The organism is Streptomyces sp. AgN23 (assembly GCF_001598115.1).
Classification (GTDB): domain Bacteria; phylum Actinomycetota; class Actinomycetes; order Streptomycetales; family Streptomycetaceae; genus Streptomyces; species Streptomyces antimycoticus.
Map to the genome: position 1 here is coordinate 8,114,938 of NZ_CP007153.1, position 26,238 is coordinate 8,141,175.

Genomic DNA, 26,238 nt, shown 5'->3' on the forward strand with positions numbered 1-26,238 from the left:
GGGCGGAGTTAGACGGCCTCGCGGCTGATCGGCTGCGGGTTCGGGGCGATGCCCCGGACCCGTGGCCGACCCGGTTGCCGCAGCAGCAGGGCCACCGCGGCCGCCAGCATGGAGATGCCTCCGGCGAGCGCGTACGCGCCGTCGTAGCCCCACGAGTCGACCACCATCGAGCCCAACCCGCCGCCGAACAGTCCGCTGATCAGCTTTCCGCTGTACACCAGGCCGTAGTTGCTGGCGTTGTAGTTCTCCCCGAAGTAGTCCGGGGTCAGCGCCGCGAACATCGGGTAGAAGGCGCCGCCGCCGAATCCGGAGAGGAAGGCGAAGAAGAGGAACAGCGCCTCGCTGTGGATGTTGCCGGCCCAGATCACCCCGAACTGGGCGAGGCCGAGGACCACGATGACGAACACCAGGGTCGTCTTGCGTCCCCACAGGTCCGAGAGCCAGCCGACCACACCGCGTCCGACACCGTTGATGACGGACATGATGCCCATGGACGAGGCCGCCACCAGTGGGCCGAAGCCCACCTCCTTGGCGTAGTCGACCTGGAAGGAGATGCCGAAGATGGACACCCCGGCGGTGAGCACCAGGGACACCCACATCAGCGGCAGCATCCCGGTCCTGATCGCCTCCTTGGGCGTGTACTGCCGCGCCGCCGGCGGGTTCTTCGCCAGACTCGCCGCGCTCTTGGCGTCGCCGCTGTAGCTCAGCGGGTCGATGTCGGCGGGCCACCAGTTCTTCGGCGGGTCCCTGAAGAACCAGGCGCAGATCGCCACGACGATCAGCACATAGACCCCGATGAGGTCCAGGACCTCGTCGAAGTTACCCGTGTCGAACCAGTAGTTGAAGATGAAGATGAACGGCAGCGCGCCGTAGGCGAACCCGCCGTTGACGAACCCCGTCTTCGCCCCGCGCCGCTCCGGGAACCACTTGCCCACCATATTGATGCAGGTGGCGTAGATGAATCCGGAGCCGAGCCCGCCGATGACGCCGAAGCCGACGATGGCGGCGAAAACGTTGTCCAGGTGGGCGAGGGCCACGAACCCGATCAGACACAGCCCCGACCCCAGGAACATCGCCGCGCGGGCGGTCAGGATCCCCTTCTCCCGCAGCCACCCGGCCGGGAAGGCGATCCCGGCCTGGAAGAACACCCAGACGCTCAGGATCCAGAAGGTGTTGCTCTGGGTCCAGCCGTGCGCGTCCGAGAGCGTGTCCTCGGCCGAGCCGTAGGCGTACTCGGACACGCTGATGGCCATCATCGCGATCCACGGCAGATAGATCATCAGCTTCCGGCTGTGGCCCAGGATGTCGCGGTCCGTCTCGCCGATGCGATACGTGCGTCCCTTGCTGTCCCGCACTTCACGGAAGGGGAGGGCCCCCTCCGGTCGTTCTGCTGTGCTCATGTCGTCCCCTTGGCTTCGAAGGAACCCGGCCAGCGCCCCCTGTCCAAACTCTTCGTGCTCCGGGAAACGTGGTGGCCTATGTGAGCAGCCCCGCTGACCTGGCCCAGCGGTACTTGGCGCCCAGGACGGCCACCGGCTTCTCGGTGGTGTACGGATACGCCACGACCCCGCGCTCGAAGAGGTAGGCGCACGCCTCCTCGACCTCGGTGTCGCCCGCGAGCGAGGCCACCACCGGTTTGGCGATGCCCCGGGCGCGGAACTCCTCGACGACCCGCGCGGTCAGCTCGGCGAACACCATCGGCGGGGTGACGATGGTGTGCCAGTAGCCCAGGACCAGCGAGTGGATCCGCGGATCCTCCAGCCCCAGCCGGATGGTCGCCTCGTAGGTGGACGGCGGTTCGCCGCCGGTGATGTCCACCGGATTCCCGGCCGCGCCGAACGGCGGGATGAAGCGGCGGAACGCGGCGTCCAGGTCGTCCGGGATCTCCATCAGCGACAGCCCGTTGTCGACGATCGCGTCCGACAGCAGCACCCCCGAGCCCCCGGCGCCGGTGATGATGACGACGTTGTCGCCCTGTGGCGTGGGCAGCACGGGCAGCGCCCGCGCGTACTCCAGCATCTCGTTCAGGCCCGGCGCCCGGATCACCCCGGCCTGCCGCAGGATGTCGTCGTAGACCGCGTCGTCCCCGGCCAGTGCGCCGGTGTGGGAGCCGGCCGCCTTGGCGCCCGCCGCCGTACGGCCCGCCTTGAGCACCACCACGGGCTTACGGGGCACCGTGGCCCGCGCCGCCTCCACGAAGGCCCGGCCGTCCTTGAGGTCCTCCAGATGCATCGCGATGCACTGGGTGCGGTCGTCCTCACCGAACCAGGTGAGCAGATCGTCCTCGTCCACATCGGACTTGTTGCCGAGCCCGACGATCGCCGAGACACCGGTCTTGGTCGTCCGGGCGAAGCCGAGGATCGCCATCCCGATGCCACCGGACTGCGAGGTGAGCGCCACCGGCCCCTTGACGTCGTACGGGGTGCAGAAGGTGGCGCACAGGTCCTGCCAGGTGGAGTAGTAGCCGTAGATGTTGGGCCCCAGCACCCGCACCCCGTACTCCTCGGCGATCTCCACGATCCGCCGCTGCAGCTCGTGTTCACCGGTCTCGGCGAAGCCGGACGGGATCAGCACGGCGTTCGGGATGCCCTTGCGGCCGACCTCCTCCAATGCGGCGGGCACGAACTTCGCGGGGATCGCGAAGACCGCCACATCCACCTCGCCGGGGACGTCCGTGACGCTCTTGTACGCCTTGCGGCCCAGGATGTCGTCGGCCTTGGGGTTCACCGGGTGGATCTCCCCGGGGAAGCCGCCGTCGATGAGATTGCGCATCACCGAGTTGCCGATCTTGCCCTGCTCGTTGGAGGCGCCCACCACCGCCACCGAGCGCGGCTGCATCAGCCGGCGCATCGCGCTCAGGATCTCCTCGCGCGAGTAGCGGCGGCGCTCCTGCGGGGCGGGATCCCCGACCAGCAGCCGTACATCGGCGGCGAGCACCCCGCTCGCGGTGGCGAACACCGGGTTGAGGTCGACCTCCGTGATCTCCGGGAAGTCCGCCACCAGCCGGGAGACCCGCACGATCAGATCGGCGAGCGCCGCGCGGTCCACCGCCGGTCCGCCGCGCACCCCGCGCAGCACCTCGGCGGCGCGGATCCCGTCCAGCATCGACAGCGCCTCGTCCTCGGTCGCCGGGGCCAGCCGGAAGGTGATGTCTTTGAGCACCTCCACCAGCACCCCGCCGAGGCCGAACGCCACGACCTTGCCGAAGGTGGGATCGGTGACCGCGCCGACGATGACCTCCTGCCCGCCGTCCGGGATCATCTGCTGCACCTGGACGCCCTGGATCCGGGCCTTGGGGTCGTAGGAGCGGGCGTTGTCGACGATCGTGGTGAACGCGCCCCGCACTTCGGCGCAGGAGTTCAGCCCCACCCGGACCCCGCCCGCGTCGGTCTTGTGCAGGATGTCCGGGGACACGATCTTGAGGACGACCGGGAAGCCGATCCGGTCGGCCAGCGACACCGCCTCGTCGACGGTCTCCGCCAGCCCCTCGGCCGGGGTCGGGATGCCATAGGCATCGGTGATCCGCTTCCCTTCGGGAGCGGTGAGCGCCGTGCGCCCCTCGGCGCGGGCGGCGTCCAGCACCGCGCGCACGGCATCGTTGTCATTCGTCACCGTCAGATCACTCCGTCCATCTTGAGCAGCCGCACTTCCTCGTCGCCGAGTCCCAGCTCCCCGACGTACACCTCTTCGTTGTGCTCGCCCAGCAGCGGGGAGCGCTCGACCTGGACCGGGGAGTCGGAGAGCTTCAGCGGGGAGCCGACGGTGGTGAAGGAGCCGCGCTCGGGGTGGTCGACCTCGACGATCATCTGGTTGGCCGCGAGCGACGCGTCCTCGACGATCTCCTTGGTGGACAGGATCGGCCCGCACGGGATGTTGTGGGCCGTGAGCTGCTCCAGCACCTCCCACTTGGGCAGGGTGCTCGACCACTCCTCGATCAGCTGGAACATCTTGGCCAGCTTCGGCAGCCGCGACTCGGGCGAGGCCCACTCCGGGTCCTCGGCCAGCTCGGGGCGGCCGATGAGCCGGGTGATGGGCTCCCAGCCGACCGGCTGCACGATGACGTAGACGTAGTCGTTGGGCCCGCCGGGCGCGCATTTGACCGCCCAGCCGGGCTGGCCGCCACCGCTGGCGTTGCCACTGCGCGGCACCTCGTCGCCGAAGTCCTCATTCGGGTATTCGGCGAGCGGACCGTGCGTCAGCCGCTGCTGGTCGCGCAGCTTGACCCGGCACAGGTTGAGCACCGCGTGCTGCATCGCCACATTGACCCGCTGTCCGCGCCCGGTGTGAGTGCGCTGGTAGAGCGCGGCGAGGATGCCCGCCACGCAGTGCACCCCGGTGCCGGAGTCGCCGATCTGGGCGCCGGTCGCCAGCGGCGGGCCGTCCTCGAAGCCGGTCGTCGACATCGACCCGCCCATGGCCTGCGCGACCACCTCGTACGCCTTGAACTTGGTGTACGGGCCCTCGCCGAACCCCTTGATCGAGGCATAGACCAGCCGCGGATTGATCTCCTGGATGCGCTCCCAGGAGAACCCCATGCGGTCCACGGCGCCCGGACCGAAGTTCTCCACCAGCACATCGCTGCGGCGGATCAGCTCGGTCAGGATCTCCTTGCCGCGCTCGGACTTGGTGTTGAGGGTGATGCTCCGCTTGTTGCAGTTGAGCATCGTGAAGTAGAGCGAGTCCACGTCGGGGAGGTCCCGCAACTGCTTGCGGGTGATGTCCCCGGTGGTGTTCTCCAGCTTGATCACATCCGCGCCGAGCCAGGCGAGCAGCTGGGTGGCGGAGGGACCGGACTGCACATGCGTCATGTCGAGGACGCGGATCCCCGTCAGAGCCTGATTGGCCTGGGCAGCCTGGGACATGGTGGGGGCTCCCTACTTGTACATGGTCTGGTTCATGGTTCCGGGGGCGTACGCGTCCGGGTCCACCCAGACGTTGATCAGCGACGGTTTGCCGGACTCCCGAGCGCGCCGCAGCGCCGGGCCGATGTCCGCCGGGTCGCGGACCTCCTCGCCGTGGCCGCCGAGCATCCGCGCGAACTGGTCGTAGGGCACATCGCCGAGGGTGTTGCCGATCCGCTCCCGCTCCTCGCCGTACTTGGCCTTCTGGCCGTAACGGATCTGGTTCATCGAGGAGTTGTTGCCGACGATGCCGACGAACGGCAGGTCGAAGCGGACCAGCGTCTCGAAGTCCCAGCCGGTCAGGGAGAACGCGCCGTCGCCGAAGAGCGCCACCACCTCCTTGTCGGGGCGGGCCTGCTTGGCGGCCATCACGAACGGCACACCGACGCCGAGCGTCCCCAGCGGCCCCGGATCCATCCAGTGGCCGGGCGACTTGGGCTGGACGACCTGGCCGGAGAAGGTGACGATGTCGCCGCCGTCGCCGATGTAGATCGAGTCCTCGGTGAGGAAGTCGTTGATCTCGCTGACCAGGCGGTACGGATGGATGGGGGAGGCATCGGACCGGAGGTTGGGCAGCCGCTTCTCGATCGCCTTCTGCTCGGCGGCGCGCAGCTCGTCCAGCCACTCCTTGCGCTTGCCCGCGCCCCCGTTACTGTGCCTTATGGGGGGTACCCCCCCAAACCCTCCCAGCCCGGAGGCGGCCTGGGTGACGGCCGAGAGCACCAGCCCCGCGTCGCCCACGATGCCGAGGTCGATGTCCCGGTTCTTGCCGACCGTGCGGTAGTCGAGGTCGATCTGAACCACGGTGGCGTCGGGGGAGAGCCGCTTGCCGTAGCCCATCCGGAAGTCGAAGGGCGTGCCGACGATGACGATGAGGTCGGCGTTGGAAAACGCGTAGCGGCGGGAGAGCTGGAAGTGGTGCGGATCGCCGGGCGGCAGTGTGCCGCGCCCCGCGCCGTTCATGTACGCGGGCACATTGAGCGTGCGCACCAGCTCGATGGCGGCGTCGGTGGCGCGGGTGGTCCACACCTGACTGCCCAGCAGGATCGCGGGCCTCTCCGCCTGGACCAGCAGATCGGCCAGCTTCTGGACGGACTCGGGGTCGCCGGCGCTGCGGGTGGAGGCGCGGTAGTGCCCGGCCTGGGGGACACGGGCCGCCTCCACCGGCACCTTCGCGTCCAGCACATCGCGCGGGATCTCCAGGAAGGAGGGGCCGGGGGCGCCGTGGAAGCACTCGCGGAAGGCCATGGAGACCATGTCGGCGGCGCGGGCGGTGTCCGGGACGGTGGCGGCGAACTTGGTGATCGGCGCCATCATGTCGACGTGCGGAAGGTCCTGCAGGGATCCCATCTTGTGCTGGTTGTGGGCGCCCTGGCCGCCGATGAGCAGCATGGGTGACTCGGCGCGGAAGGCGTTGGCGACGCCGGTGACCGCGTCGGTGGTGCCGGGACCGGCGGTGACGACGGCGCAGCCGGGCTTGCCGGTGATCCGGGCGTAGCCGTCGGCGGCGTGGGCGGCGACCTGTTCATGGCGTACGTCGATGACATCGATGCCCTCGTCGACGCAGCCGTCGTAGATGTCGATGATGTGGCCGCCGCAGAGGGTGTAGATGACCTCGACGCCCTCTGCCTTGAGTGCTTTGGCGACCAAGTGCCCGCCGGAGATGACGTCCTGGCTGTCGTCGGGCATGGCGAATCGCGTCCCTTCGTAGGGGGTCGGTGCGTGCCTCGTCGGTGGATCGCTGGATTGCATACAGTCGACGTTATCCTGTATGAACTTTGTTATCCCACCATCGGCCGAGCGATGTCCAGGGGGCGTGCGCCACTCGTTCGATCCAGCGCTGGATCAAGCGCTGTTGACCGGTCATCAGGGAGCAGGCAATGGACCTGTACGAACACCAGGCACGGGAACTCCTCCGAGAAAACGGCGTATTGGTGCCGCGAGCCGAGGTCGCGGACACGGCCGAAGCCGCCCGCGCCGCCGCCGAGCGGCTCGGCGGCCGCGTCGTCATCAAGGCCCAGGTGAAGACCGGCGGCCGGGGCAAGGCGGGCGGGGTGAAACTCGCCGACGACCCGGCGGCGGCCGAGCGGACCGCACGACGGATCCTCGGCATGGACATCAAGGGCCACACCGTCCACCGGGTGATGGTCGCCGAACCGGTCGAGGTGGAACGGGAGATGTACCTCGGCTTCACCCTGGACCGGGCCGCGGGCCGCTTTCTGGCCATCGCCTCCGCCGAGGGCGGTATGGAGATCGAGGAGGTCGCGGCGCGCCGCCCCGAGGCGGTGGCCCGGATCCCGATCGACCCCGCAGAGGGGGTGACCGAGGCGAAGGCCGACGAGATCGCCGTCGCCGGGGGACTGCCGCCGGAGACGGCCGGGACCATCCGCCGGCTGTGGACCGTCCTGACCGCGTACGACGCCCTCCTGGTCGAGATCAACCCGCTGGTGGTGACCCGGAGCGGCACGATCGTGGCTCTGGACGGAAAGGTCACCCTGGACGACAACGCCCGCTTCCGGCAGCCGTCGTGGGACGACTCAGGCGACCGCGACCCGGACCCGCTGGAGGCCCGCGCCGCGGCCGCCGGCCTCGGCTACGTCAAACTGGACGGCCGGGTGGGCGTCATCGGCAACGGCGCGGGCCTGGTGATGTCCACCCTGGACGTCGTCGCGGGCTGCGGCGCCCGCCCCGCCGACTTCCTCGACATCGGCGGCGGCGCCTCGGCGCAGGTGATGGCCGACGGGCTGTCCCTCGTCCTCGGCGACCCCGAGGTGCGCTCCGTCCTGGTCAACGTCTTCGGCGGCATCACCGCCTGCGACGCGGTGGCCGACGGCATCGTGCGCGCCCTGGACACCGTCCCGCTCACCAAGCCACTGGTCGTCCGGCTCGACGGCAACAACGCCGCTCGTGGCCGGGCCATCCTTGGCCAATTGGCTCATCCACTCGTCCACCAGGCCGACACCATGGACGGCGCCGCCGCGCGCGCCGCCGAACTCGCCGCGTAGGGGGCGCACATCATGGCCATCTTCCTCACCAAGGACAGCAAGGTCATCGTCCAGGGCATGACGGGCGCGGAAGGCATGAAGCACACCCGGCGGATGCTCGCCGCCGGCACCGATGTCGTCGGTGGCGTCAATCCGCGCAAAGCAGGGGCCCGGGTCGACATCGGCGGCCGTACGGTGCCCGTCTTCGGTTCCGTACGCGAGGCCATGGACGCCACCGGCGCCGATGTGAGCGTCCTGTTCGTCCCGCCGCCCCACGCCAAGGCCGCCGTCACCGAGGCCGCCGACGCCCGGATCCCGCTCGCCGTCGTCATCACCGAGGGCATCCCGGTCCATGACGCGGTCGCCTTCCAGGCGTACGCCCGGGCCCGCGCCACCAGGATCATCGGCCCCAACTGCCCCGGGCTGATCTCCCCGGGCCAGTCCAACGCCGGCATCATCCCCGCCGACATCACCAAACCGGGCCGGATCGGGCTGGTCTCCAAGTCCGGCACGCTCACCTACCAACTGATGTACGAGCTGCGCGACATCGGCTTCTCCACCTGCGTGGGCATCGGCGGCGACCCGGTCATCGGCACCACCCATATCGACGCGCTGGCCGCCTTCGAGACCGACCCCGACACCGATCTCATCGTGCTGATCGGGGAGATCGGCGGCGACGCGGAGGAGCGCGCCGCGCGGTACATCGCCGACCACGTCACCAAGCCGGTCGTCGGTTACATCGCCGGCTTCACCGCCCCCGAGGGCCGCACCATGGGCCACGCGGGCGCCATCGTCTCCGGCTCCTCGGGCACCGCCGCGGCCAAGAAGACGGCGCTGGAGGCGGCGGGCGTGCGCGTGGGAGCGACCCCCACGGAGACCGCCGGGCTGGTGGTGGCTCTGCTGGGCGATCCGGCCGGAACACCCGGCAACGTCGCGTGAGGTGAGCCGTACCCGCTCCGCGAACCGGTCGCCGTCACGCTCCGTGCCGCCGCCTTCCTCCCCGTAGGGACACCCGCACGCACAGCCACGCCCCGTACGTGGCAGGTGACGTACGGACCGCCACCTCCCCGCCACATCCCGCCCCGCGCCTGTGCAACGAGAGCGGAGATCGCCGATGGCACCCACCCTCACCCTCAAGCCCGGAACCGCCTGGGGCGACGCCTGGCAGCGCTGCCTGGCCGCCGCCCCCGAGGCGTTCCAGGGCGACAGCGTCCTGGGCCTCTGGGACGGCACCTGGCACCGCGACGGCCGGGCCCTCCCCGCCACCACCCCCGTCGACGGCACCCCGATCGCGGGCCCGTCACGGCTCGACGCCACCACCGCCCACCAGGCCGTACGCGCCTCCCTCGACCAGCACCGTGGCTGGCGCCATATCGCCCTCCCCGAGCGCCCAGCCGGCGATGTCGGAGACCGGGCCGGGCAGCGGGGCGCGGCCCTCGGCCATGCGGTCGATCTTGTCGACGTACCAGCGGACGCCGTCGATGGCCCGGTCCACCTCGGCCTGGGCCAGCCGCCAGGGCTTGCCGATCTCCCAGACCAGGAGGAGGGCGAGCAGTCCCCGGTGCTCGCAGAGCGCGTCGAGGGTGGCGGGCCCACGCCCTGCTCGTCCAGGCGCTGGCCGGCAACGCCGTCATCGCCAAGACCCCCACCGACGGCGGGCCGGCCTGCCTCACCCTCGCCTGCGCGCTCGCCGCCCGCGAGGGCATCCCGGTCACCCTCGTCAGCGGCAGCGGCGGTGAGCTGTCCGAGACCCTGGTCCACTCGCCCGAGATCGGCCGCGTCTCCTTCGTCGGCGGCCGCGACACCGGCGCCCGGGTCGCCACCGCCGTCGCCGACTCGCCGACCAGGTGGCCGAGGCCATCGACCGCGGCGCCGTCCCCCTCCACCGCGGTGACCTCGCCGACGGCCACTTCCTCCCCGGCCAGGACCTCTCCGCCTACGCGCAGCCCGTCACCCTCCTCAACCCGCCTTCCACCTCCCCGCTCCACCACGCCGAGCCCGAGCGCCTCCCCGGCGACTTCCCCGACTACCACCTGATGCCCACCTAGTCACTTGCGAGTCACCCTCCGTGCCCATCCCCGCGTCCCCCCAGGTCGGCGCGGGGGTGGGCGCCCGGCATACGCAGGTGAAACGCACTCCGAAACCTTGGTATCGTGGTCCATGTCGCCGCGGCGGGCCGCGGAGACACACCTGGTCCGGGTGGCGGAATGGCAGACGCGCTAGCTTGAGGTGCTAGTGCCCTTTATCGGGCGTGGGGGTTCAAGTCCCCCCTCGGACACGATCTTACGTACACGGATGAAGCGGGTTGTGACTCAACGGTCACGACCCGCTTCTTCATGTCGTAGGTGAGCGTGAGGCCGAAAGCCTGGTAGAGAGGGGCTTTGCGGTCGGCGGGGGCGGCGAGGAGCCGGTCGGTGAGGTCACCGAGGTCTTTGATCACGCCGTGGATCTGTTCGTCGGTGAGGACGGTGCGCCGGGCGGCGCCGGCGGTGATGAGTTGTTGCTGTACGGCGGCTTTGTCGGCCTCGGCCTGGCTGATCCATGCGGCGACGGTTGCGGGGCTGGCTCCGGCGTCGAGTGCCGCGCGGTATTGGCTCAGTCGCCGGTCGCAGTCGGCAATGGTGCGGCGGGCGACCTCGAGGCCGGGCAAGGCGGTGGTTGTCGCCCGTTGGGATTGCTGCATGGCCTGTAGCGTGGTCTTCAGCTGTCCGGGGGCAAAGGCCCGTGCGATCCACCGGTCGAGTTCCGGGAGAATGACGGCCTCCCGGATGTAGACGGTGAGCGGGTGGTCGAGGGGGCTGCTCTTGGCGTATTCGTACGGGTAGCGGCAGCGGTAGTGGGGGTGGCCGTGGTTGAAGGTGCCCTGCATCTTGCGGTCGCACAGAGAGCAGCGGATGAGTCCGCGCAGGGCATAGGTGCGTGGTGTGGTGCGGGGGCTGCGTTCTGCGGGGTGGTGCTGGCGGCGGTCGTGTCTCCTGGCTTGAGCGCGAGCGAAGGTGGTCTTGCTGATCAGGGGTTCGTGGACGGGTTGGGTAGACCAGATCCACTGATCGGGGGTGTTCCAGGTCTGTTGGGTGCGGTGCCCCAGAGTGACATCGTCGATGTCGAGCAGGACTTCCTGCTTGCGTTGTTTGTTCCATACTTCATGCCCGGTGTAGCGGGGGTTGGTGAGGATGGCGCGGACGGCATTCTTGGACCAGGCTCGGCCGTCGCGGTGCGGATTGCGGGCGCGGTCGTGGGCCGAGGGGCAGGGGATGTTGTCGCGGGTCAAGCCTTCGGCGATGGCGTATAGGCCGGTTCCGCGAAGGTACTCGGTGAAGATGCGGACCACGATGGGCGCGGCTTGGGGGTCGGGTTCGAGACGGTGGAGGCGTTTGCCGTCGGCGGCCTTGGCCGGGTTGGGGTGTGGGCCGGCGTCGGCGAGCCGGTAGCCGTATGGGGGTCTGCCGCCGAGGAATCGGCCCTCGATCTTGGCTTGAGAGCCCATGGCGGTGCGTACACGGATCTTGACGCGATTGCGTTCGCCTTTGCTCATGCCGCCGAAGACGGACATGACGAGATCGTGGGCCTCGTTGTCGGGATCGATCGGCCCGCCGATTTCGGGGACCCACAGGGGGACTTTGAAGTGGGTGAACAGGGGGAAGGTATTGCCGAACTGGTTGCCGTAGAAGGTGCGCTGGGGTTCGCCGATCACGACCGCGTCGAAGCCGCGGTGGGGGTCACGCAGGGCTGCGAGGAGGGCGGCGGCCTGAGGGCGGCGTTTCCACGGCAGTGCGCGGGAGTGTCCGGCGTCGAAGTATTCGGCGACGATTTCGCCTCCGGCGGGTTCGATGAGAGCGCGGGCGCGGGTGAGCTGCCAGTTGCGGGAGGTCTCCGGGTCCTGGAGGTCCTCGGTGGAGCAGCGTCCGGCGAAGGCGAAACGGGGCATGGGCCGTCTTCCTTGGGATCGCTTGGTGTGCACGGTGGACGGTGGTCGTCCGTCGTACCTCTGGCTCGGCCCGGAGGGCCAGCCGTCCACCGTGTCTCCGCCCGGTCGTGGGTGGTCAGCCGTTGTGATGAACGGTGCGGCGGTGTTGGTACTCGTCCTGGATGAAGGCCAGTAGCGCTTTGGCAGCATGCGGGGTGAGCGGCACAGGACCGTCCGGGAGGATCACGGTCACCTCGGGTGGCTCATCCGCTTCCTGGGCCTGGCGCACTGCTGCTGGGGAGCTTGGGGTGGTAGCGGCTGGTGTCATGGCTTCCCCGCTTCGTGTGTGCGCGTTCACAGCCTTGTCTTCCGATGGGATCGGGGGTAGCGGCAGCGTTCGGTCCCGGCTTGCCGCTCGTGGCGAGTACACAGCGGCTGGGACATCGCGGAGGGCTTCTCGGGGCGAGTGAAGATGAGGACGTCCTCGTGCTGTACGAGGTGGAGGGGAATTCCTTGGCGGCGGGCGTCGCGGACGTTCTTCAGTTGGAAGAAGGAGGGCCGGGCAATGAGCCGGCCGTCGCGGATGCCGGCGAGGAGAGCGACACAGCGCTCCGTCGGGATGAGTCCGGCGGCTTGTCCGGTGGCCAGGACGGCGGAGGGCAGGTCGATGAGTTCGCCGTGGGTGCGCCAGGGCCGGGTGGTGACGACGACGGTGCCGCCCGGGCGCAGTACCGACCGGCATTGGGTGAGGATTTTGGAGAAGCCGTCCAGGAGCTGGTCGGTGGAGACGTGGGCGAGGTTGTGCGGGTCGCGGCCGTATCGGTAGTCCGTTTTGACCACGCCGCGCTCGCCAGTTTCACTCGTGCAGTGGACCCGGCCATGGGCCGATCGTCCGTATGGCGGTGAGGTGACCACCAGCGCGACCTTGCCGTGAAGGTCGGCGTCGACCAACTGGGTGAGTTGTCGGGCGTCGCCGCACACCACCCGGCCACTGCCTTGCTCAACGTGCCGGATGTTGTGGGCGACGTTGGCCCGGGCGATCCGGGCCCATCGGGACTCGTACTCGACCCCGAGGGCGTGGCGGTGGTGGCGGATGGCCTCGACCAGGGTGGTGCCGATGCCGCACATTGGGTCCAGGACCAGCTCACCGGGTTTGGTGTAGGTGCGGATGGCGTGGGCGGCGATCGCGGGCAGCATCTTGGCGGGGTGCGCGTTCGAGCCGGACACGTAGCGGTCGGCGCGCTGGGCGGGGGCGGAGGTGGGTGCGGTGTTCCACACCGATTCGCGGTCGGACATGGCGTCGTGCCCCTTCGGTCAGGCGCTGTTGATCGCGGACAGCACGAGCAGGTCGGAGTGGATGAGTCCGGGCGGTGCGTCCTCGGGCGGGGTGGGCGTGATGCGGTCGCCGTCGGGGTGTCCGTGGATGATGACGATGTGCTGGAGGTAGCGGAAGCCGGCGGTGCGGGCGGAGGCGATGAGGGATCCGAGCGGGTCGGTCAGGCGTCCGGCGTCGCGGCGCTGTCTGGTGGCAAGCAGCAAGACGCCGTTACGGAAGAGGAGGCGATGGGCTCGGTGGAAGAAACCGGACCAGCCGTTCTCCATCGCGCCCGGCATCTGGTCACAGGCGGGGACCGGTTCGTCGTCGGGGACGGGGAGGGTGTCGGGGTGCAGTTCCGCGAGCAGTACCGGGGCCGTGCGGGCGCTGCTGCTGTCCTCGTGGGCGGCGAGGTAGGTGACGCGGGTCCGGGCGTCCATGCCCGGTTCGGTGTCGCGAATGTGGATCTTGATCAGGCGCGCGGGCGGGTGGCCGGGTCGGTGAGTGAACTCGGCGCGGATCTTGTCCAACGCCCAGCCGGGCAGCACCTCGCCGGGGGCAGAGACCCCGCTCGGGTCATTCAAGGCAGGGGCCCACACGGTGGTCGGCAGAGGGCGGGATGCGCCGGGGCGGCTGGTGGTGGTGCGGTGGTGGTCGGACTTCGTCATCGGCTGGTGGCGCCCGGGTACGGGGATCCGGCCGTCTGGTGCTGACGTGATCAATAGAGATTCAGGCTGCGGGCCTTTGCCACTGCCTACGGTTCAGCTTCTGTCATGCGCCCCAGTCGTTCTGAACGGATCGAACGCGACATGGCCGGACGGTCCGTCTGAATCCGCAGGTGAGCGCGGGTGCGAGCCGGTCGCGAGCCATGAGCGAGCCACCATGGGCGGCCCCGCGCATGGAGGGTCGCTGCTGAAGTTCGAGCGCATGCCAGCGACAGCGGCCCACTACCCGTCGTGCCCATCGGTGGCCAGGACTCGTGCCACTCCCACGTGTCAGGTGTGACGCACAACACACAGGCCCTGTTGTGAACCCGCGTAATGGCTCCGATCCTGCGGCCTCTCTTCCATCACCAAGCGCCGTCGGAAGCGCAGGCGTGCCGTCACCTCGGGAGGGGCCTCTACTCATGCACGGTCAGATGGATGAGCGCATGGCGCTGTTGCTGCTGACGGGCAGCGTCACTGTGTACGTCGCCTTTGAGCATCCTTCGTTCGGTACGGCCCTCTTGGTCGGAGTAGGCGTGATGACGCTGCTGCACCTTCTCCTCAAAGACCGCTGATCCACGCAAGCGACCATGTGCCTGCAGATCCCGAGCACAGACGCCAATTCAAGATTCTTCATGTTCGATTCCTGCTCGCTCTGTACGGGCCTTGGCCCTGCTCACTGCCACCGAGCCGGAGGTGTGCCATCGCACATGGCGGTCCATGGGGCGGTGTGTTGTCCGGTGGTGGTGCGCGGGTGGTGCGGTGGTGGCGCGGTGGAGTGAAAGAGCTGGCGGCGGAAGTTGTCCGAACCTCTTCTCGCAGGAGTCGCGCCATGCATCACCGCCCCGTACGCCGTCCGCACACTGCCCGGCTCTCGCCGCTGGAGGAGCTGGAACAGTCCTTCCTCGCGCTCGCCCGTACCGCCACGCCACTGACCATGCCCGCACACCTGGTGCGTGACGACCCGTCGGAGGAGGCGTGGCCGGTCGACCAGATCCGCGTCCGGCTGGCGCACCCCAGCACCCGGGCCGAGCTGCGGGCACGCACGTGGAGTGAGGTCGTGCGCCGTGCGCACGACCTCGGTGAGCCGTGGCCGGTGGTGGCCGTGGCCATGACGGTTCCGGTGTTGCGCCGGATGCTGTCCCGCCTGGCCTGCCCAGCTCATCTGGAGCGTCAGGAAGTCGAGCAGGAAGCTCTCGCCGCGGTCGCGGTCGCCCTTGCGGGGGTGGATGCGGGTGATCCGGGGGTGGACCGGGAGCTGTTCGCGGCGGCGGACCGCGCGGTTCACCGCCTGGTCTACGCGGCTCGTCGTCGCGGGGAGCGGGAGGCGGGTGAGCCGATGGTCCATCTGGGGCGCCTGCGTGCCCGCGCAACCGTCGAGGACCTGGAGGGCTTGACGGTGTCGGATGAGTACCAGGTATTGGCTCGTGCGGTGCGGGCCCGGGTGGTGGATTTGGCCGAGGCTCAGCTGATCGCCCGCACGCGGCTGCGGGGCGAGTCGATGGGGGCGCTTGCCAGTGAGCGTGGGGTGAGTATGCGTCAGCTGTACCGGCATCGCACCGCCGCCGAACAGCGCCTGGCTTCTCACCTGCGTCATCAGGCCCGGTAGGGAGCCATGCGGGGGACGTCCGGGGCCGGGGCGTCAACGCTCCGGCCCCGGATTCTCTATCGATGGGCAGACGAGGGCTTCTTCTGATTCTCCTGGATCGGCAGGAGCCCTCGGGCCTGGCAGGAGTTGTTTGTGTAGGGCTCCTGCGCTGTCGGGCCGTGTGCTGGGTGGGGTGTGCGCTCCGTCTCGTGCTGACACCCCGAGAGCCATCCGGTAGCCGCCGAAGGAGGCCGGCCCCGGGCGAAGGATCCGGCTCACCCCGCCCATGCCTGTCGTCGTGCGTTTTCTGTCTGTCTGTTCTCGTGTCTGATGGAGGTGCCCTGTCATGCTCAGCCGCTTCCGTCCGCGACCGGCCGCCGCACGTCAGTTGATGCGCTGTGGGCTTCGGCTGGTGTTCACCATCCCTGTGACCGCTGTTTTGCTGTTGGTGGATCCGCCCGTGGTGTGGGCGGTGGCCACGATCCCGGAGGTCATTTCCAATCTGCGGGATGAGGTTGTCGGTCTGCTCGCCGGGCTTGCCACGCTCTTCCTCACCTTCGGTGGCCTGCGCTACCTCATGGCCGGGGGTGACCCGGGCGAGGTTGAAGCTTCCAAGCGAGCGCTGAAGGCCGCGGCGATCGGCTACGGGCTGGCGATCCTCGCCCCGGTACTGGTGGCCTTGTTGAAGCAGATCGTGGGCGTGGACGGCGGCGGCGGGCAATGACCAGCACCCGCCGCCGTCCTCTCTGTGTCCTGCTCCTGACGCCCGCTGCCTTCCTCGTCGGCGCCGGGCCGTTCACCGGGTCGCCCGCGCAGGCAGTCGCGCTCCCCACTGCGGTCTTCCCGGCAGTTGCCGTACCGGCCGATCCAGAACCGCGTCCCCAGCCTGGACCGGCGACAAGCGCTCCCGAGCCCCGAGCGGGGCCCACTCGGCCTGAGGCCACGCCCGGGCCGAGTCCGGCTCCGAGCCGTCCGTCTCCTAAGCCCTCACGGCGGCCGAGGCTGGAACCGGCTCCTGGGCTGACGCCTCCTGCCTGCGAGGTCACCAGCGGTGACTGCTCCCCGGCGGGCTGGGGCCTGGGCGGTTTCCTCGACATCCCGGGGATGATCGTGAACGCGATCACCTCGTTCCTGGGGATGATCGTCGAGCAGATCATGAAGCCCCTGCGGGAGCTGCTCGCCGACACCCTCCTCGCCACGCCCGATGTCACCCGGCACGCGGACCTGAAACGACTGTGGACCGGGTCGATGGGCATCACAGCCGGGATCTACGTGCTGTTCGTGACCGCGGGCGGGATCACGGTGATGGGATACGAGACCGTCCAGACCCGGTATGCGCTCAAACAGATCGCCCCGCGCCTGCTGATCGGGATGATCGCTTCGGCGATGTCGCTGACCGTGATGGGCAAGGCCATCGACCTGGGTAATGCGCTCTCCCATGCGATCGTGGGCATCGGCATGGCTGACGCCGGGCAGGGCCTGGTCGAACGAGCCCTTCCCTTCTCTCTGTTCGGCGCTCCCGGGCTGAAGATCTACCTGCTGATCGTGTCGATCGTCATGATCGTGCTGATCCTGGCCGTGCTGATCGGCTTTGTCGTACGGGTCGCGGTCATGGCTCTGCTTGCCGTCTCCGGTCCCTTGGCGCTGGCCTGCCATGCCCACCCGCTCACCGACCCGGTGGCCCGGCTGTGGTGGCATGGTCTCGCCGGTTGTCTGGTCATTCAGGTCGCGCAGTCGATGACGTTCATCGTCGCGCTCAAGCTGTTCTTCGCCCCCGGCACCACGGCGCTGGGGATTCCGTACTCGGATCAGCTGGGCACGATGCTGGCCGGGCTCGCCTTGTTCTGGGTGCTGTTCAAGATCCCTGGCTGGACGATGCAGGTCGTCTTCCGCGCCACCCCGATCCACAACCCGCATGCCCCCACCGCCGTACGCCTCCTGCGGACTCTGGCTCTGTACCGGCTCATGGACCGTTACCTCCCCGGCACGTCCCTGCTGCGCCGTGGCCGTGGCGGAGGTGGCCGGCCCGGTGGCGGGGGCGGACGTCCCGGCGGTGGCGGCGGAGGTCCGCCGCGGCCGGGATCACGGCCAGGCTCGCCACTGGGCCGCGGGTGGCTCGGCACTGGCCCGGCTGCGGCGGCGGGCAGAGCGCCCGGTTCTGGGCCCGGTACAGCCACTGGCTCTCCTGCGCCCGGCAGCAGCCCTTCGGGGCCTGAAGGTACGGGCGCGGCCCGAGCTGGAGCCCCAGCGGCCAGCTCGGCAACGGCGCCCACGGTCCCAAGGGGACCGGCGGGCCGCCTGAGCACCGGCTCGCGAGTGGCTTCACCTGGTACTTCTCAGCAGAAGGGTCCACACACCGTGGTCCATCCCGCACAGGCACGCCGCAAGCGGCAGCTGACGTTGCCCGTGGCCGCGCAGCGCGTTTCCACCCGTCCGCCGCGGCCGGTCCAGACCTGGTTGCCGATCCGGGCCGAACGCGTCCCGCGACTGCACACCACCACCAGCGGCTCGGCCTCGCTCTCGTCCGCACGACCGTCGGCCAACCGGCCCGTCCCGCGTATGACCTCACGGCAGATGGTGCTGCGGATCCCGGCCGTGCGGGTGCGTGCCCGGCCCGTACGCCCGGTGCAGTTGCGGCTTCCTCTTGAACCGCCCCGGAGGTGAGTGTTCATGACAGATGGATACGACGACGGTGTCGCTACGACCCGGATTCCCGCGGATATCACGCGCCCTGACCGTGTGCTGGGCCCGCTCACCGCGCGGCAGACCGTGATCCTGGCCGGGTGCGTGCTGGTGCTGTACGGCGGGTACTGGCTCGCGCGGCCGTTCATGCCGCCGCTGGCGTATCTGGTGATGGTGGTGCCCGTGGCCGGAGCTGTCACCGCGGTCGCGGTGGGCGCTCGGGAGGGCATCGGCCTGGACCGGTTTCTTCTGGCCGCCCTCGCTCACGCCCGTGTCCCCAAGCGGCGGGTGCATGCTCCGGAAGGCGTGCCCGCGCTGCCTGAGATCGTGAACAAGGCGATGGGCAAGGCAGCCGGGCCGATGCCGGTGCCGGTGCGGATGCCGTATCGCGGTGTCGGCCCGGTGGGCACGGTGGATCTGGCCGGGCAGGGGCAGGCGGCGTTGGGGGTCTGCTCGCCGGTCAACTTCGACCTGCACAGTGGTGCCGAGCAGCAGGGTCTGGTCGCGGGGTTCGGGCGCTGGCTCAACTCGCTGACCGGCCCGACCCAGCTCCTGCTGCGCTGTCACCGCACCGATCTCACGCCTCTGGTGGACCAGCTCCACCACGGTGCCCCGGCTCTGCCGCACCCGGCGCTGGAGCGGGCGGCCCGCGCGCACGCCGATTACCTTGCCCATCTCGCCGGGACCAGGGACCTGCTGACCCGCCAGATCGTCCTTGTCGCACGGGAGGAGACACCGCCGCGCCGAGCCCGGCCTTCTGCCTGTAGCGGACGGGCTGTCCAGCGCCTCCAAGAGGCGACTCGTGGGCTCGCTCCCGCCGGTATCAGCGTCACCCCACTCGACCTTGAGCAGACCACGGCGCTGATCACTACCGCCTGTAACCCCTATCCCCCTACACCGCCGCTCGATACGGAAGCGCAAGGAGTCGAGGCATGATCCGACGTCCCCGAAACCGGCGCCGCGCGGACCATGAGGTCGTCCGGGCCGGGGAGCTGTTGCAGCCTGCGGGTCCGGAGGCGCTTGAGGTGCATGCCCGTACCCTCGCGATCGGGGGCCATCTGGCCTCCACTATGGTCGTGACCGGCTACCCGGCTGAGGTCACCCCGGGCTGGCTGGCGCCCCTCCTCGCCTTCCCCGGGCACTTGGACATCGCGCTCCACATCGAACCGGTCCCCAACCTCGTGGCGGCGGCCGGTCTGAAGAAGCAGCGTGCCCGGCTGGAATCCGGCCGACGGGGCGCATTCGACAAGGGGCACTTGGACAATCCGGAGGTCGAGGCCGCCGCTGCGGACGCGGCCGATCTCGCCTACCGGATCGCCCGTGGCGAGGGAAAGCTTTTCCACGTGGGCCTGTACATGACCATCCACGCCGCGGACGAGGAGACCTTGGCCGAGCAGGTCGCCGCCGTCAAAGCGGTCGCGGAGTCACTTCTGGTGACGGTCGCACCAACGACCTACCGGGCGTTGCCCGGCTGGCTGGCCACCCTGCCCTTGGGCATCGACACGCTGAAGATCCGCCGCACCTTCGACACTGCGGCGCTCGCCGCCTGCTACCCCTTCGCCAGCCCCGAGCTACCCGCTCCCGCCGATGCTGCTGGGGCCGGGGCCGGAGCGGGGTCGCAGGTGCTGTACGGGCTGAACGCCGTCTCCGGCGCGCCGGTGTTGTGGGACCGCTTCGGATGCGACAACTACAACTCGGTCACCCTCGCCCGTTCCGGGGCCGGCAAGTCCTACCTGGCCAAGCTGGAGCTGTTGCGGCTGCTGTTCACCGGGATGACCGCCTCCGTCGTCGACCCGGAAAACGAGTACGTACGCCTGGCCGAGAGTGTCGGCGGCAATGTCGTCGCGCTCGGTGCCGACGGCGTACGCCTGAACCCCTTCGACCTCACTTGTCACGGGGAGGCCGGCGGTGAGGATGTCCTGACGCGACGGGTGCTGTTCCTGCACCGCTTCCTGGCTGTGCTCTTCGGCGCCGAGGTGAAGGGCGCGGAGGAAGCCGTGCTCGACCGGGCGCTCCTGGCCACCTACGCCCGGGTGGGGATCACGGCGGATGCGCGGACCTGGACGCGGACCCCGCCGGTCCTTGCCGACCTCGCGGAGGTTCTTGGCGAGGATGGGAGTGAGGTGGCTGCGGGGCTGGTGGAGCGGCTGGCGCCGTATGTCACCGGTTCGCATGCTTGCGTCTTCAACGGCCGCAGCACGGTGAGCACTGCGGGTCATCTGGTGGTCTTCGCGCTGCGGGAGTTGCCGGAGGAGGTGAAGGCTCCGGCGATGCTGCTGGCGCTGGATGCGATCTGGCGCCAGGTCACCGATGCGGGCCGGGGCGGTAAGCATCTGGTGATCGTGGACGAGGCGTGGCTGCTGATGCGTGACGAGGCCGGGGCGCGTTTTCTGTTCCGGATGGCCAAGGCCGCTCGCAAAAACTGGACGGGGCTGGCCGTCATCACTCAGGACGCAGATGACGTCCTCGCCTCGCCGCTGGGGAGAGCGGTGGTCGCGAACGCGGCGACTCAGATTCTGCTCCGGCAGGCTCCACAAGCGATCGACACCATCAGCGAGTCGTTCCGGCTCTCCCATGGTGAGCGGGAGTTCCTGCTGTCCGCCGGGAGGGGCGAGGCGTTGCTGCTGGCTGGGGAACGCCGCAAGGTCGCGCTGATTTCCGTGACCGCCCCGGGGGAGCACGAGATCATTACCACCGACCCCGGGGAACTCGCCGCCCAGCAGTGGGCCGAGGACACCGCCCCCGACGACTCCTCCCTCGGCCACGAGTTCGGCGGAGAGACGTGGAGCCAGTGACCGTCACCGGCCCGGTACCCCGTGGCCCGGTGGTGGACTTCCTGACCGACCCCGCTGCCTTCTGGACCTCCATCACCCAAACGGTTCTCGGCTGGGCCGCCCCGTACATGCCCGTGCTCGTACCGGTCGCGACGGCGACCGCCGTGTGCGTCACCACCGCCTGCGGCCGGATCCGACGCCGTCGCCAGCGGCGCCTCGCCGACGACGCGCGCTGCGTCGAAATCCTCGCTCCGCCCCAGATCCCTGCCAAAGGGGGTGACGTGTTGTGGGCGCAGCTGGCGGGTCTGTTGCGGCCGTGGTGGCGACGCCTTACCGATGGCCAGCCGCATCTGGGGTTCGAGTACGCGTGGTCGCCGACGGGGCTGGGGATCCGGCTGTGGGTGCCGGGGACGGTGCCGCTGGGGCTGGTGCGGCGGGCGGTGGAGGCGGCCTGGCCCGGGGCCCACACTCGCGTCCAACAACCACCGGAGCTCATCCCAGCCGGCCATGTGGTGACGGCGGGGCGGCTGCGCCCGGCCCGGCCGGAGGTGCTGCCGCTGCGCACCGAGCACGTGGCGGACCCGCTCCGGGCCCTGCTGCAGGCGGCCACCGGTATGAGCGAGGGCGAGACCGCGCTCGTGCAGATCCTCGTCCGCCCGGCAACCGGCGCCGCTGTGCGGCGGGCCCGCCGGTCGGCGCGGCGGTTGAAGGCTGGAGGCTCGGCGCCTCGGCTGCCCGCGCTCGGCGCGCTCCTGCTGCACCGGCCGCAGCCAGTATTGGCCCGGCGGCAGGATATCGAGCACGGTGCCGCGGTCCGTCAGTCCGCCGCCAAACTCACCGGCCCTCAATGGCACGCAGTCATCGCCTACGCGGCCACCTGCACCCGTGAGGAGGAGCGTGCGCGGGATGTGGTGCGGGGGCGTGCGCACGCGCTCGCCTCCGCGTTCGGCCTGTACTCGGAACTCAACTGGCTCGCCCGCACCCGACTCGCCCACCCCGAACGATGGCTGGAACGACGCGTCTTCCCGCAGCGTGCGGCGCTGCTGTCGGTCCCGGAACTGGCGGCCCTGGCCCATCTTCCCGTCGACGCGGACGCCCCCGGCCTGCGGCGTGCGGGAGCCCGCTCAGTCCTCCCACCACCCACGGTCCCGGAGCCGACCCCAGGCGCCGGGGTCAAGCCGCTGGGCCGCTCCGACATGGGCGCCCGCCGCCCGGTCGGTCTCGCGGTCGCGGACGCCCGCCACCACATCCATCTGATGGGAGCCACCGGTTCCGGCAAATCCACCCTGGTCGCCCACCTCGTTCTCGACGATGTCCGCCACCACCGGGGCGCGATCGTCATCGATCCCAAGGGCGACCTCGTCACCGACCTCCTGCACCGCCTGCCCGACACCTGCGCCGACCGCCTGGTCCTCATCGACCCGGATGACTCCCACGCCCCACCGTGCCTGAACGTATTGGACGGGGCGGACATCGACGTGGTCGTCGACAACCTCACCGGCATCTTCCGCCGCATCTTCACCGCCTTCTGGGGGCCCAGGACCGACGACGTCATGCGCGCCGCTTGCCTGACCCTGCTCAAACACCGCGCCCACACAGGTCAGCTCGTCACCCTCGCCGACGTCCCCCGGCTCCTGGGCGAACCCGCCTACCGCCTGCGCCTGATCCCCACCATCAAAGACCCCGTCCTCCGCGGCTTCTGGGCCTGGTACGAGTCCATGTCCGAACCCTCCCGCGCCGCCGTCGTCGGGCCGGTGATGAACAAGCTGCGCGCCTTCCTGCTGCGCGACTTCGCCCGCCGCGCCATCTCCGCCGGCCCCTCCACCTTCGACCTCACCCAGGTCCTCGACGGCGGCATCCTCCTCGCCCGCCTCCCCAAGGGCGCGCTCGGTGAGGAGACCGCACGGCTGCTGGGCTCCTTCATCGTCGCCGGAACCTGGCAAGCGGCCTCCGCCCGCGCCCGCACCCCCGAACACCAGCGCATCGACGCGTCCCTGTACGTGGACGAGGCGCACAACTTCCTCACCCTGCCCTACCCGCTGGAGGACATGCTCGCCGAAGCCCGCGGCTACCGGCTGTCCATGGCACTGGCCCACCAGCACCTAGCCCAGCTCCCACGCGACCTGCGCGAAGGCATCTCCGCCAACGCCCGCAACAAGATCTTCTTCAACACCTCGCCCGAAGACGCTACCGCCCTGGAACGCCATACCCTCCACACCCTCACCGCCCACGACCTCGCTCACCTCGGCCCCTACCAAGCCGCCGCCCACCTGCTCACCGCCGGCGCCGAATCCCCGGCCTTCACCCTCACCACCCGGCCCCTCCCACCGCCCGTTCCCGGCCGCGCAGCCGATCTCCGCACCGCCGCAGCGGCCCCCACCCACACCCGCACCACCCGCCCCTGACCACCGAATCCGCCACGCGCCCCCTCTTCCGCTCACCCGGCCTTCTCCCGACCGATGCCCTGGTGGTGAACCGCCATGCCCGCTCTGCCCCGCCCCGCCTCCGGCCCCGGCTCGCGTTACACCGCGCGCGCCGCACTCACCCGGCCCCGGCCCACACCAGCACGGCACCGCACGGACCCTGCTGCCCTCACCCGCAGCCTCACCGCCCGCGATCTGTGGATCACCGCCATGGTCCACGAACACCGCGTCCTGACCACCCCACAGATCGCCCGCATCGCCTTCACCAGCCAACGCTCCGCCCAACGGCGCCTGCGTGCCCTTCACCACCACGCCGTCCTGGACTCCTTCCGCCCCCTGACCCAGCACGGCTCCGCACCCGAGCACTACACCCTCGGCCCCACCGGCGTCAGCGTCATCGCCGCCCACGCAGGATGCGAACCCGCCGCCCTCGGCTGGCGCCCCACCACCACCGGTCGCATCGCCTACTCGCCATCCCTCGGCCACGACATCGGCGTCAACGAACTCCTCACCCACCTCGCCGCCCCCACCCCACACGCCACCCACGGCCGCCTGACGCTGTGGCTGTCCGAACGGTCCTGCGCCAGACGCTGGGACGACATGATCCGCCCCGACGCCTACGCCCACTGGCACGACCCCACCACCCCCGACGCGAATAACCCGGTCCTGTTGCCGTTCTTCCTCGAATACGACACCGGCTCCCAGCCCCTGCCCCGCGTCGAAGCCAAACTCGCCGGCTACGCCGCCTTCACCACCTCCACCAACACCCGCCCCGCCCTCCTCATCCACACCCGCACCGCCTCCCGCGACCGCGCCCTCCGCCACCGCCTCGCTCAACCCGCTCGCGACCTCGGCCTGTACGTTGCGACCTCTTCCGCGGACTTCACCACCCGCACCCCCTGGGGCCCCTGGTGGGCACCCCTCCACCCCACAGCCCGCCGCACCACCCTCACCGGCCTCACCACCCACTGGCCCCACCTCACCCCGGCCAGCATCGACCCCACCGACGCCGACACCGCCCTCACCCTTCCCATCCCACCCCGGCCGCCCGCAGCACCGGACGGCCGATGAGCCTGCTCGCCAAGACCACCACCGGGATCGGCTGCGCCCTCATCGCCCTTCCCCTGCTCGCCGCCCTCGCGATCGCCGCACTCCTCAGCTCGCTCATCCCCGGCTCCAGCGGTACCACCGCCGCCCCGGGCAGGAACGCGCTGCGGGACATCCCTTCGAGCATGCTGGCGCTGTATCAGCGGGCCGCCCTTGAGTGCCCGGGTCTGTCCTGGACGATCCTCGCTGCCATCGGCAAGGCCGAGACCGACCACGGACGCCACCCCACCATGCGATCCTCCGCAGGAGCCGTGGGCCCCATGCAATTCCTGCCGTCCACGTTCAAGCTCTACGCACATCCGGTACCCGCCGGTGGGCGCAGACCGCCGACGCCGTGGGATCCGGTGGACGCGGTGTTCGCCGCAGCGCGCCTGCTGTGCACACACGGTGCCCGACACAACAAGAACCACATCGAGCGGGCGATCTACGCCTACAACCCCTCCCACGCCTACGTCGCAGACGTTCTACGCATCGCACGCCGCTACGCTGCCGCCCTCCCCACAACCTCCGCTGCCGGCCGGGAGGTGGTGGCCTTCGCCCGCCGCCAGCTCGGCACCCCCTACGTCTGGGGCGGCGACGGCCCCGCCGAAGGCGGCTTCGACTGCTCCGGCCTCACCAAAGCCGCCTACGCCACCATCAACATCAACCTCCCCCGCGTGGCACAGGCCCAGTACAACACCGGCCCCCGCCTCCCCGCCGGAACACCCCTCCTACCAGGCGACCTGCTGTTCTTCGGCACCAATCCGCGGGCTGTCACACACGTCGGCATCTACAGCGGCCACCACCACATGATCGACGCACCCCACCCCGGCGCCGTGGTCAGAGAAACCCGCGTCCAGCTGACCGGCCCCACCTACCAGGGAGCAACCCGCCCGAGCCCGCGCGGTGCACGGTGAGCACGCACCCCACCCCCGCCGAGATCGACACCTTGATGCGCACGCTCGTCCGCATCCTGGCCGGCGTCGCCGCCCTCGCCCTCATCTTCACCGCCGTCAACGTCACCCTCTTCGCCGTCGATCACCACATCCCCTGGCCGATCGCCGTCCTCCTCGACCCGATGGTCGCCCTCACCCTCACCAGCGTCCTCTACGCCGACGCACGACTCGCCGCCTGGGACATCCCCCCACCACGCTGGTCCACCGCCTTGCGCTGGTCCGCCGGCCTGGCCGCCACCGTGATGAACACCTGGACCTCCCTCTGGCCCGACGACCACATCGGCTGGCCCTGCCACGCCGACCCCGCCGGAGTGCTCCTCCACGCAGTACCGCCCCTGCTCCTCATCGGCCTGACCGAAACCGTCGCCGCCTACCGCCGCTGCACCTCCCAGACACACCCGCACCCCACCACCGCACCCCACGACGACCACTCTGAGGAGCACCCCAGGAACACGCCGGGAGCACCCGCACCCCCCGCTCCACTACCATCCGAGCGCACCGACGAGGAAGACGGGGGCCCGACAGCGGCCACCACACGCCACGACAGCCACGAACCCGCCCCCGATGGGCCCGTGGACCAGCCCGATGGACACAGCCGCGCAGACGCCGATGTGTACGCGCGGGCTCTCGCACTGGATCTGGCGGCCCGCCAGCACACCGGTCAGCCGATCAGCATCCGCCAGCTCCGCCGCCACCTGCACCTGGGCCAACACCGCGCCCGAGAGCTCCGCACCCGCCTCGACACCGAGCGCACCCCGGGAGCACCCGCACCTCACCCCGCACCCCAAACCGCACCCGGCGGACCGCTCCAAGAAGCACCCGCGAGGATGACAGGAGCGGCTTGACTAGTCGGCCACCGCAGAGCGTTCATAGTCGTCGCCGCGGTGGGCCGTGGGTTCACGTTTTCTGAAGCCATAT

Annotated in this window: 19 protein-coding genes, 1 tRNA gene and 3 pseudogenes; 15 read left to right on the forward strand and 8 right to left on the reverse strand. The window is 70.1% G+C overall.

The genetic code is table 11. The annotated features are described in order from the left end of the window. Window positions 1–8 precede the first annotated feature (8 nt). From AS97_RS35225 to AS97_RS35240, 4 genes are all read right to left on the reverse strand, one after another. Window positions 9–1,400, reverse strand: coding sequence for an OFA family MFS transporter (locus tag AS97_RS35225; RefSeq protein WP_210566275.1), 1,392 nt, complete (start codon window positions 1,398–1,400; stop codon window positions 9–11). A 76-nt stretch (window positions 1,401–1,476) separates the two neighbouring features. After that, window positions 1,477–3,612 carry an acetate--CoA ligase family protein gene (locus AS97_RS35230; protein WP_059149469.1) on the reverse strand — a complete coding sequence of 712 codons (2,136 nt, stop codon included), beginning with the start codon at window positions 3,610–3,612 and terminating at the stop codon, window positions 1,477–1,479. A gap of 2 nt (window positions 3,613–3,614) precedes the next feature. Then, window positions 3,615–4,862: a formyl-CoA transferase gene (gene frc / locus AS97_RS35235; RefSeq protein WP_210566276.1), complete on the reverse strand. Its 1,248-nt coding sequence runs from the start codon at window positions 4,860–4,862 to the stop codon at window positions 3,615–3,617. Between the two features lie 12 nt (window positions 4,863–4,874). Then, entirely contained in the window at window positions 4,875–6,590 is a 1,716-nt protein-coding gene (locus AS97_RS35240) for a thiamine pyrophosphate-binding protein (RefSeq protein WP_059149471.1), read from the reverse strand. 176 nt (window positions 6,591–6,766) lie between these two features. Here AS97_RS35240 and sucC point away from each other — a divergent pair, with 176 nt between their 5' ends. From sucC to AS97_RS47830, 3 genes and pseudogenes are all read left to right on the forward strand, one after another. Next, window positions 6,767–7,906 (forward strand): ADP-forming succinate--CoA ligase subunit beta, encoded by a 1,140-nt coding sequence (gene sucC, locus AS97_RS35245; RefSeq protein ID WP_269138037.1) that lies wholly within the window; start codon window positions 6,767–6,769, stop codon window positions 7,904–7,906. Window positions 7,907–7,918: 12 nt separating this feature from the next. After that, window positions 7,919–8,824, forward strand: a complete 906-nt coding sequence (sucD, locus tag AS97_RS35250; protein ID WP_210566277.1) for a succinate--CoA ligase subunit alpha — start codon at window positions 7,919–7,921, stop codon at window positions 8,822–8,824. Between the two features lie 175 nt (window positions 8,825–8,999). Next, a pseudogene (locus AS97_RS47830) lies at window positions 9,000–9,281 on the forward strand (aldehyde dehydrogenase); the annotation flags it as partial. Here AS97_RS47830 and AS97_RS35255 read toward each other — a convergent pair. Then, window positions 9,282–9,473 (reverse strand): annotated as a pseudogene (locus AS97_RS35255) (aldehyde dehydrogenase family protein); the annotation flags it as partial. Between the two features lie 5 nt (window positions 9,474–9,478). On the opposite strand from AS97_RS35255, the pseudogene AS97_RS35260 reads away from it, so the two are divergent. Next, window positions 9,479–9,933 (forward strand): annotated as a pseudogene (locus tag AS97_RS35260) (aldehyde dehydrogenase family protein); the annotation flags it as partial. 145 nt (window positions 9,934–10,078) lie between these two features. Then, a tRNA-Leu gene (locus AS97_RS35265) sits at window positions 10,079–10,163 on the forward strand. Here AS97_RS35265 and AS97_RS35270 read toward each other — a convergent pair. From AS97_RS35270 to AS97_RS35280, 3 genes are all read right to left on the reverse strand, one after another. Next, complete coding sequence (locus AS97_RS35270) at window positions 10,128–11,813, reverse strand: recombinase family protein (RefSeq protein ID WP_210566278.1); 1,686 nt, start codon at window positions 11,811–11,813, stop codon at window positions 10,128–10,130. The two genes, AS97_RS35265 and AS97_RS35270, sit on opposite strands and share 36 nt — an antisense overlap. A gap of 333 nt (window positions 11,814–12,146) precedes the next feature. Next, window positions 12,147–13,088: a DNA methyltransferase gene (locus tag AS97_RS35275; RefSeq protein WP_210566279.1), complete on the reverse strand. Its 942-nt coding sequence runs from the start codon at window positions 13,086–13,088 to the stop codon at window positions 12,147–12,149. Between the two features lie 18 nt (window positions 13,089–13,106). Next, on the reverse strand, window positions 13,107–13,775 hold the full coding sequence (locus tag AS97_RS35280; protein WP_210566280.1) for a hypothetical protein: 669 nt from the start codon (window positions 13,773–13,775) through the stop codon (window positions 13,107–13,109). Between the two features lie 470 nt (window positions 13,776–14,245). Between AS97_RS35280 and AS97_RS35285 the strand changes: the two genes are divergently transcribed. From AS97_RS35285 to AS97_RS35330, 10 genes are all read left to right on the forward strand, one after another. Beyond that, on the forward strand, window positions 14,246–14,386 hold the full coding sequence (locus AS97_RS35285; protein ID WP_167442611.1) for a hypothetical protein: 141 nt from the start codon (window positions 14,246–14,248) through the stop codon (window positions 14,384–14,386). A 257-nt stretch (window positions 14,387–14,643) separates the two neighbouring features. Continuing rightward, complete coding sequence (locus tag AS97_RS35290; protein WP_210566281.1) at window positions 14,644–15,420, forward strand: hypothetical protein; 777 nt, start codon at window positions 14,644–14,646, stop codon at window positions 15,418–15,420. Window positions 15,421–15,745: 325 nt separating this feature from the next. Next, a complete protein-coding gene (locus tag AS97_RS35295; RefSeq protein ID WP_247204585.1) occupies window positions 15,746–16,123 on the forward strand; it encodes a pilin in 378 nt (125 codons plus the stop codon). A 380-nt stretch (window positions 16,124–16,503) separates the two neighbouring features. Next, the gene (locus AS97_RS35300) at window positions 16,504–18,063 is read left to right on the forward strand and encodes a hypothetical protein (RefSeq protein WP_210566282.1); all 1,560 of its coding nucleotides are present in this window, start codon (window positions 16,504–16,506) and stop codon (window positions 18,061–18,063) included. A 6-nt stretch (window positions 18,064–18,069) separates the two neighbouring features. Continuing rightward, window positions 18,070–19,017 carry a PrgI family protein gene (locus AS97_RS35305; protein WP_210566283.1) on the forward strand — a complete coding sequence of 316 codons (948 nt, stop codon included), beginning with the start codon at window positions 18,070–18,072 and terminating at the stop codon, window positions 19,015–19,017. Beyond that, a complete protein-coding gene (locus tag AS97_RS35310; protein WP_210566284.1) occupies window positions 19,014–20,876 on the forward strand; it encodes an ATP-binding protein in 1,863 nt (620 codons plus the stop codon). The genes AS97_RS35305 and AS97_RS35310 overlap by 4 nt, the downstream gene beginning before the upstream one ends. After that, complete coding sequence (locus AS97_RS35315) at window positions 20,864–23,260, forward strand: type IV secretion system DNA-binding domain-containing protein (RefSeq protein ID WP_210566285.1); 2,397 nt, start codon at window positions 20,864–20,866, stop codon at window positions 23,258–23,260. The genes AS97_RS35310 and AS97_RS35315 overlap by 13 nt, the downstream gene beginning before the upstream one ends. 75 nt (window positions 23,261–23,335) lie before the next feature. Beyond that, on the forward strand, window positions 23,336–24,349 hold the full coding sequence (locus tag AS97_RS35320) for a replication-relaxation family protein (RefSeq protein ID WP_210566286.1): 1,014 nt from the start codon (window positions 23,336–23,338) through the stop codon (window positions 24,347–24,349). Then, complete coding sequence (locus AS97_RS35325) at window positions 24,346–25,281, forward strand: NlpC/P60 family protein (RefSeq protein WP_210566287.1); 936 nt, start codon at window positions 24,346–24,348, stop codon at window positions 25,279–25,281. Before AS97_RS35320 ends, AS97_RS35325 begins: the two co-directional genes overlap by 4 nt. Further along, the gene (locus AS97_RS35330) at window positions 25,278–26,165 is read left to right on the forward strand and encodes a hypothetical protein (RefSeq protein ID WP_247204586.1); all 888 of its coding nucleotides are present in this window, start codon (window positions 25,278–25,280) and stop codon (window positions 26,163–26,165) included. The genes AS97_RS35325 and AS97_RS35330 overlap by 4 nt, the downstream gene beginning before the upstream one ends. The last annotated feature ends 73 nt before the right edge of the window (window positions 26,166–26,238 follow it).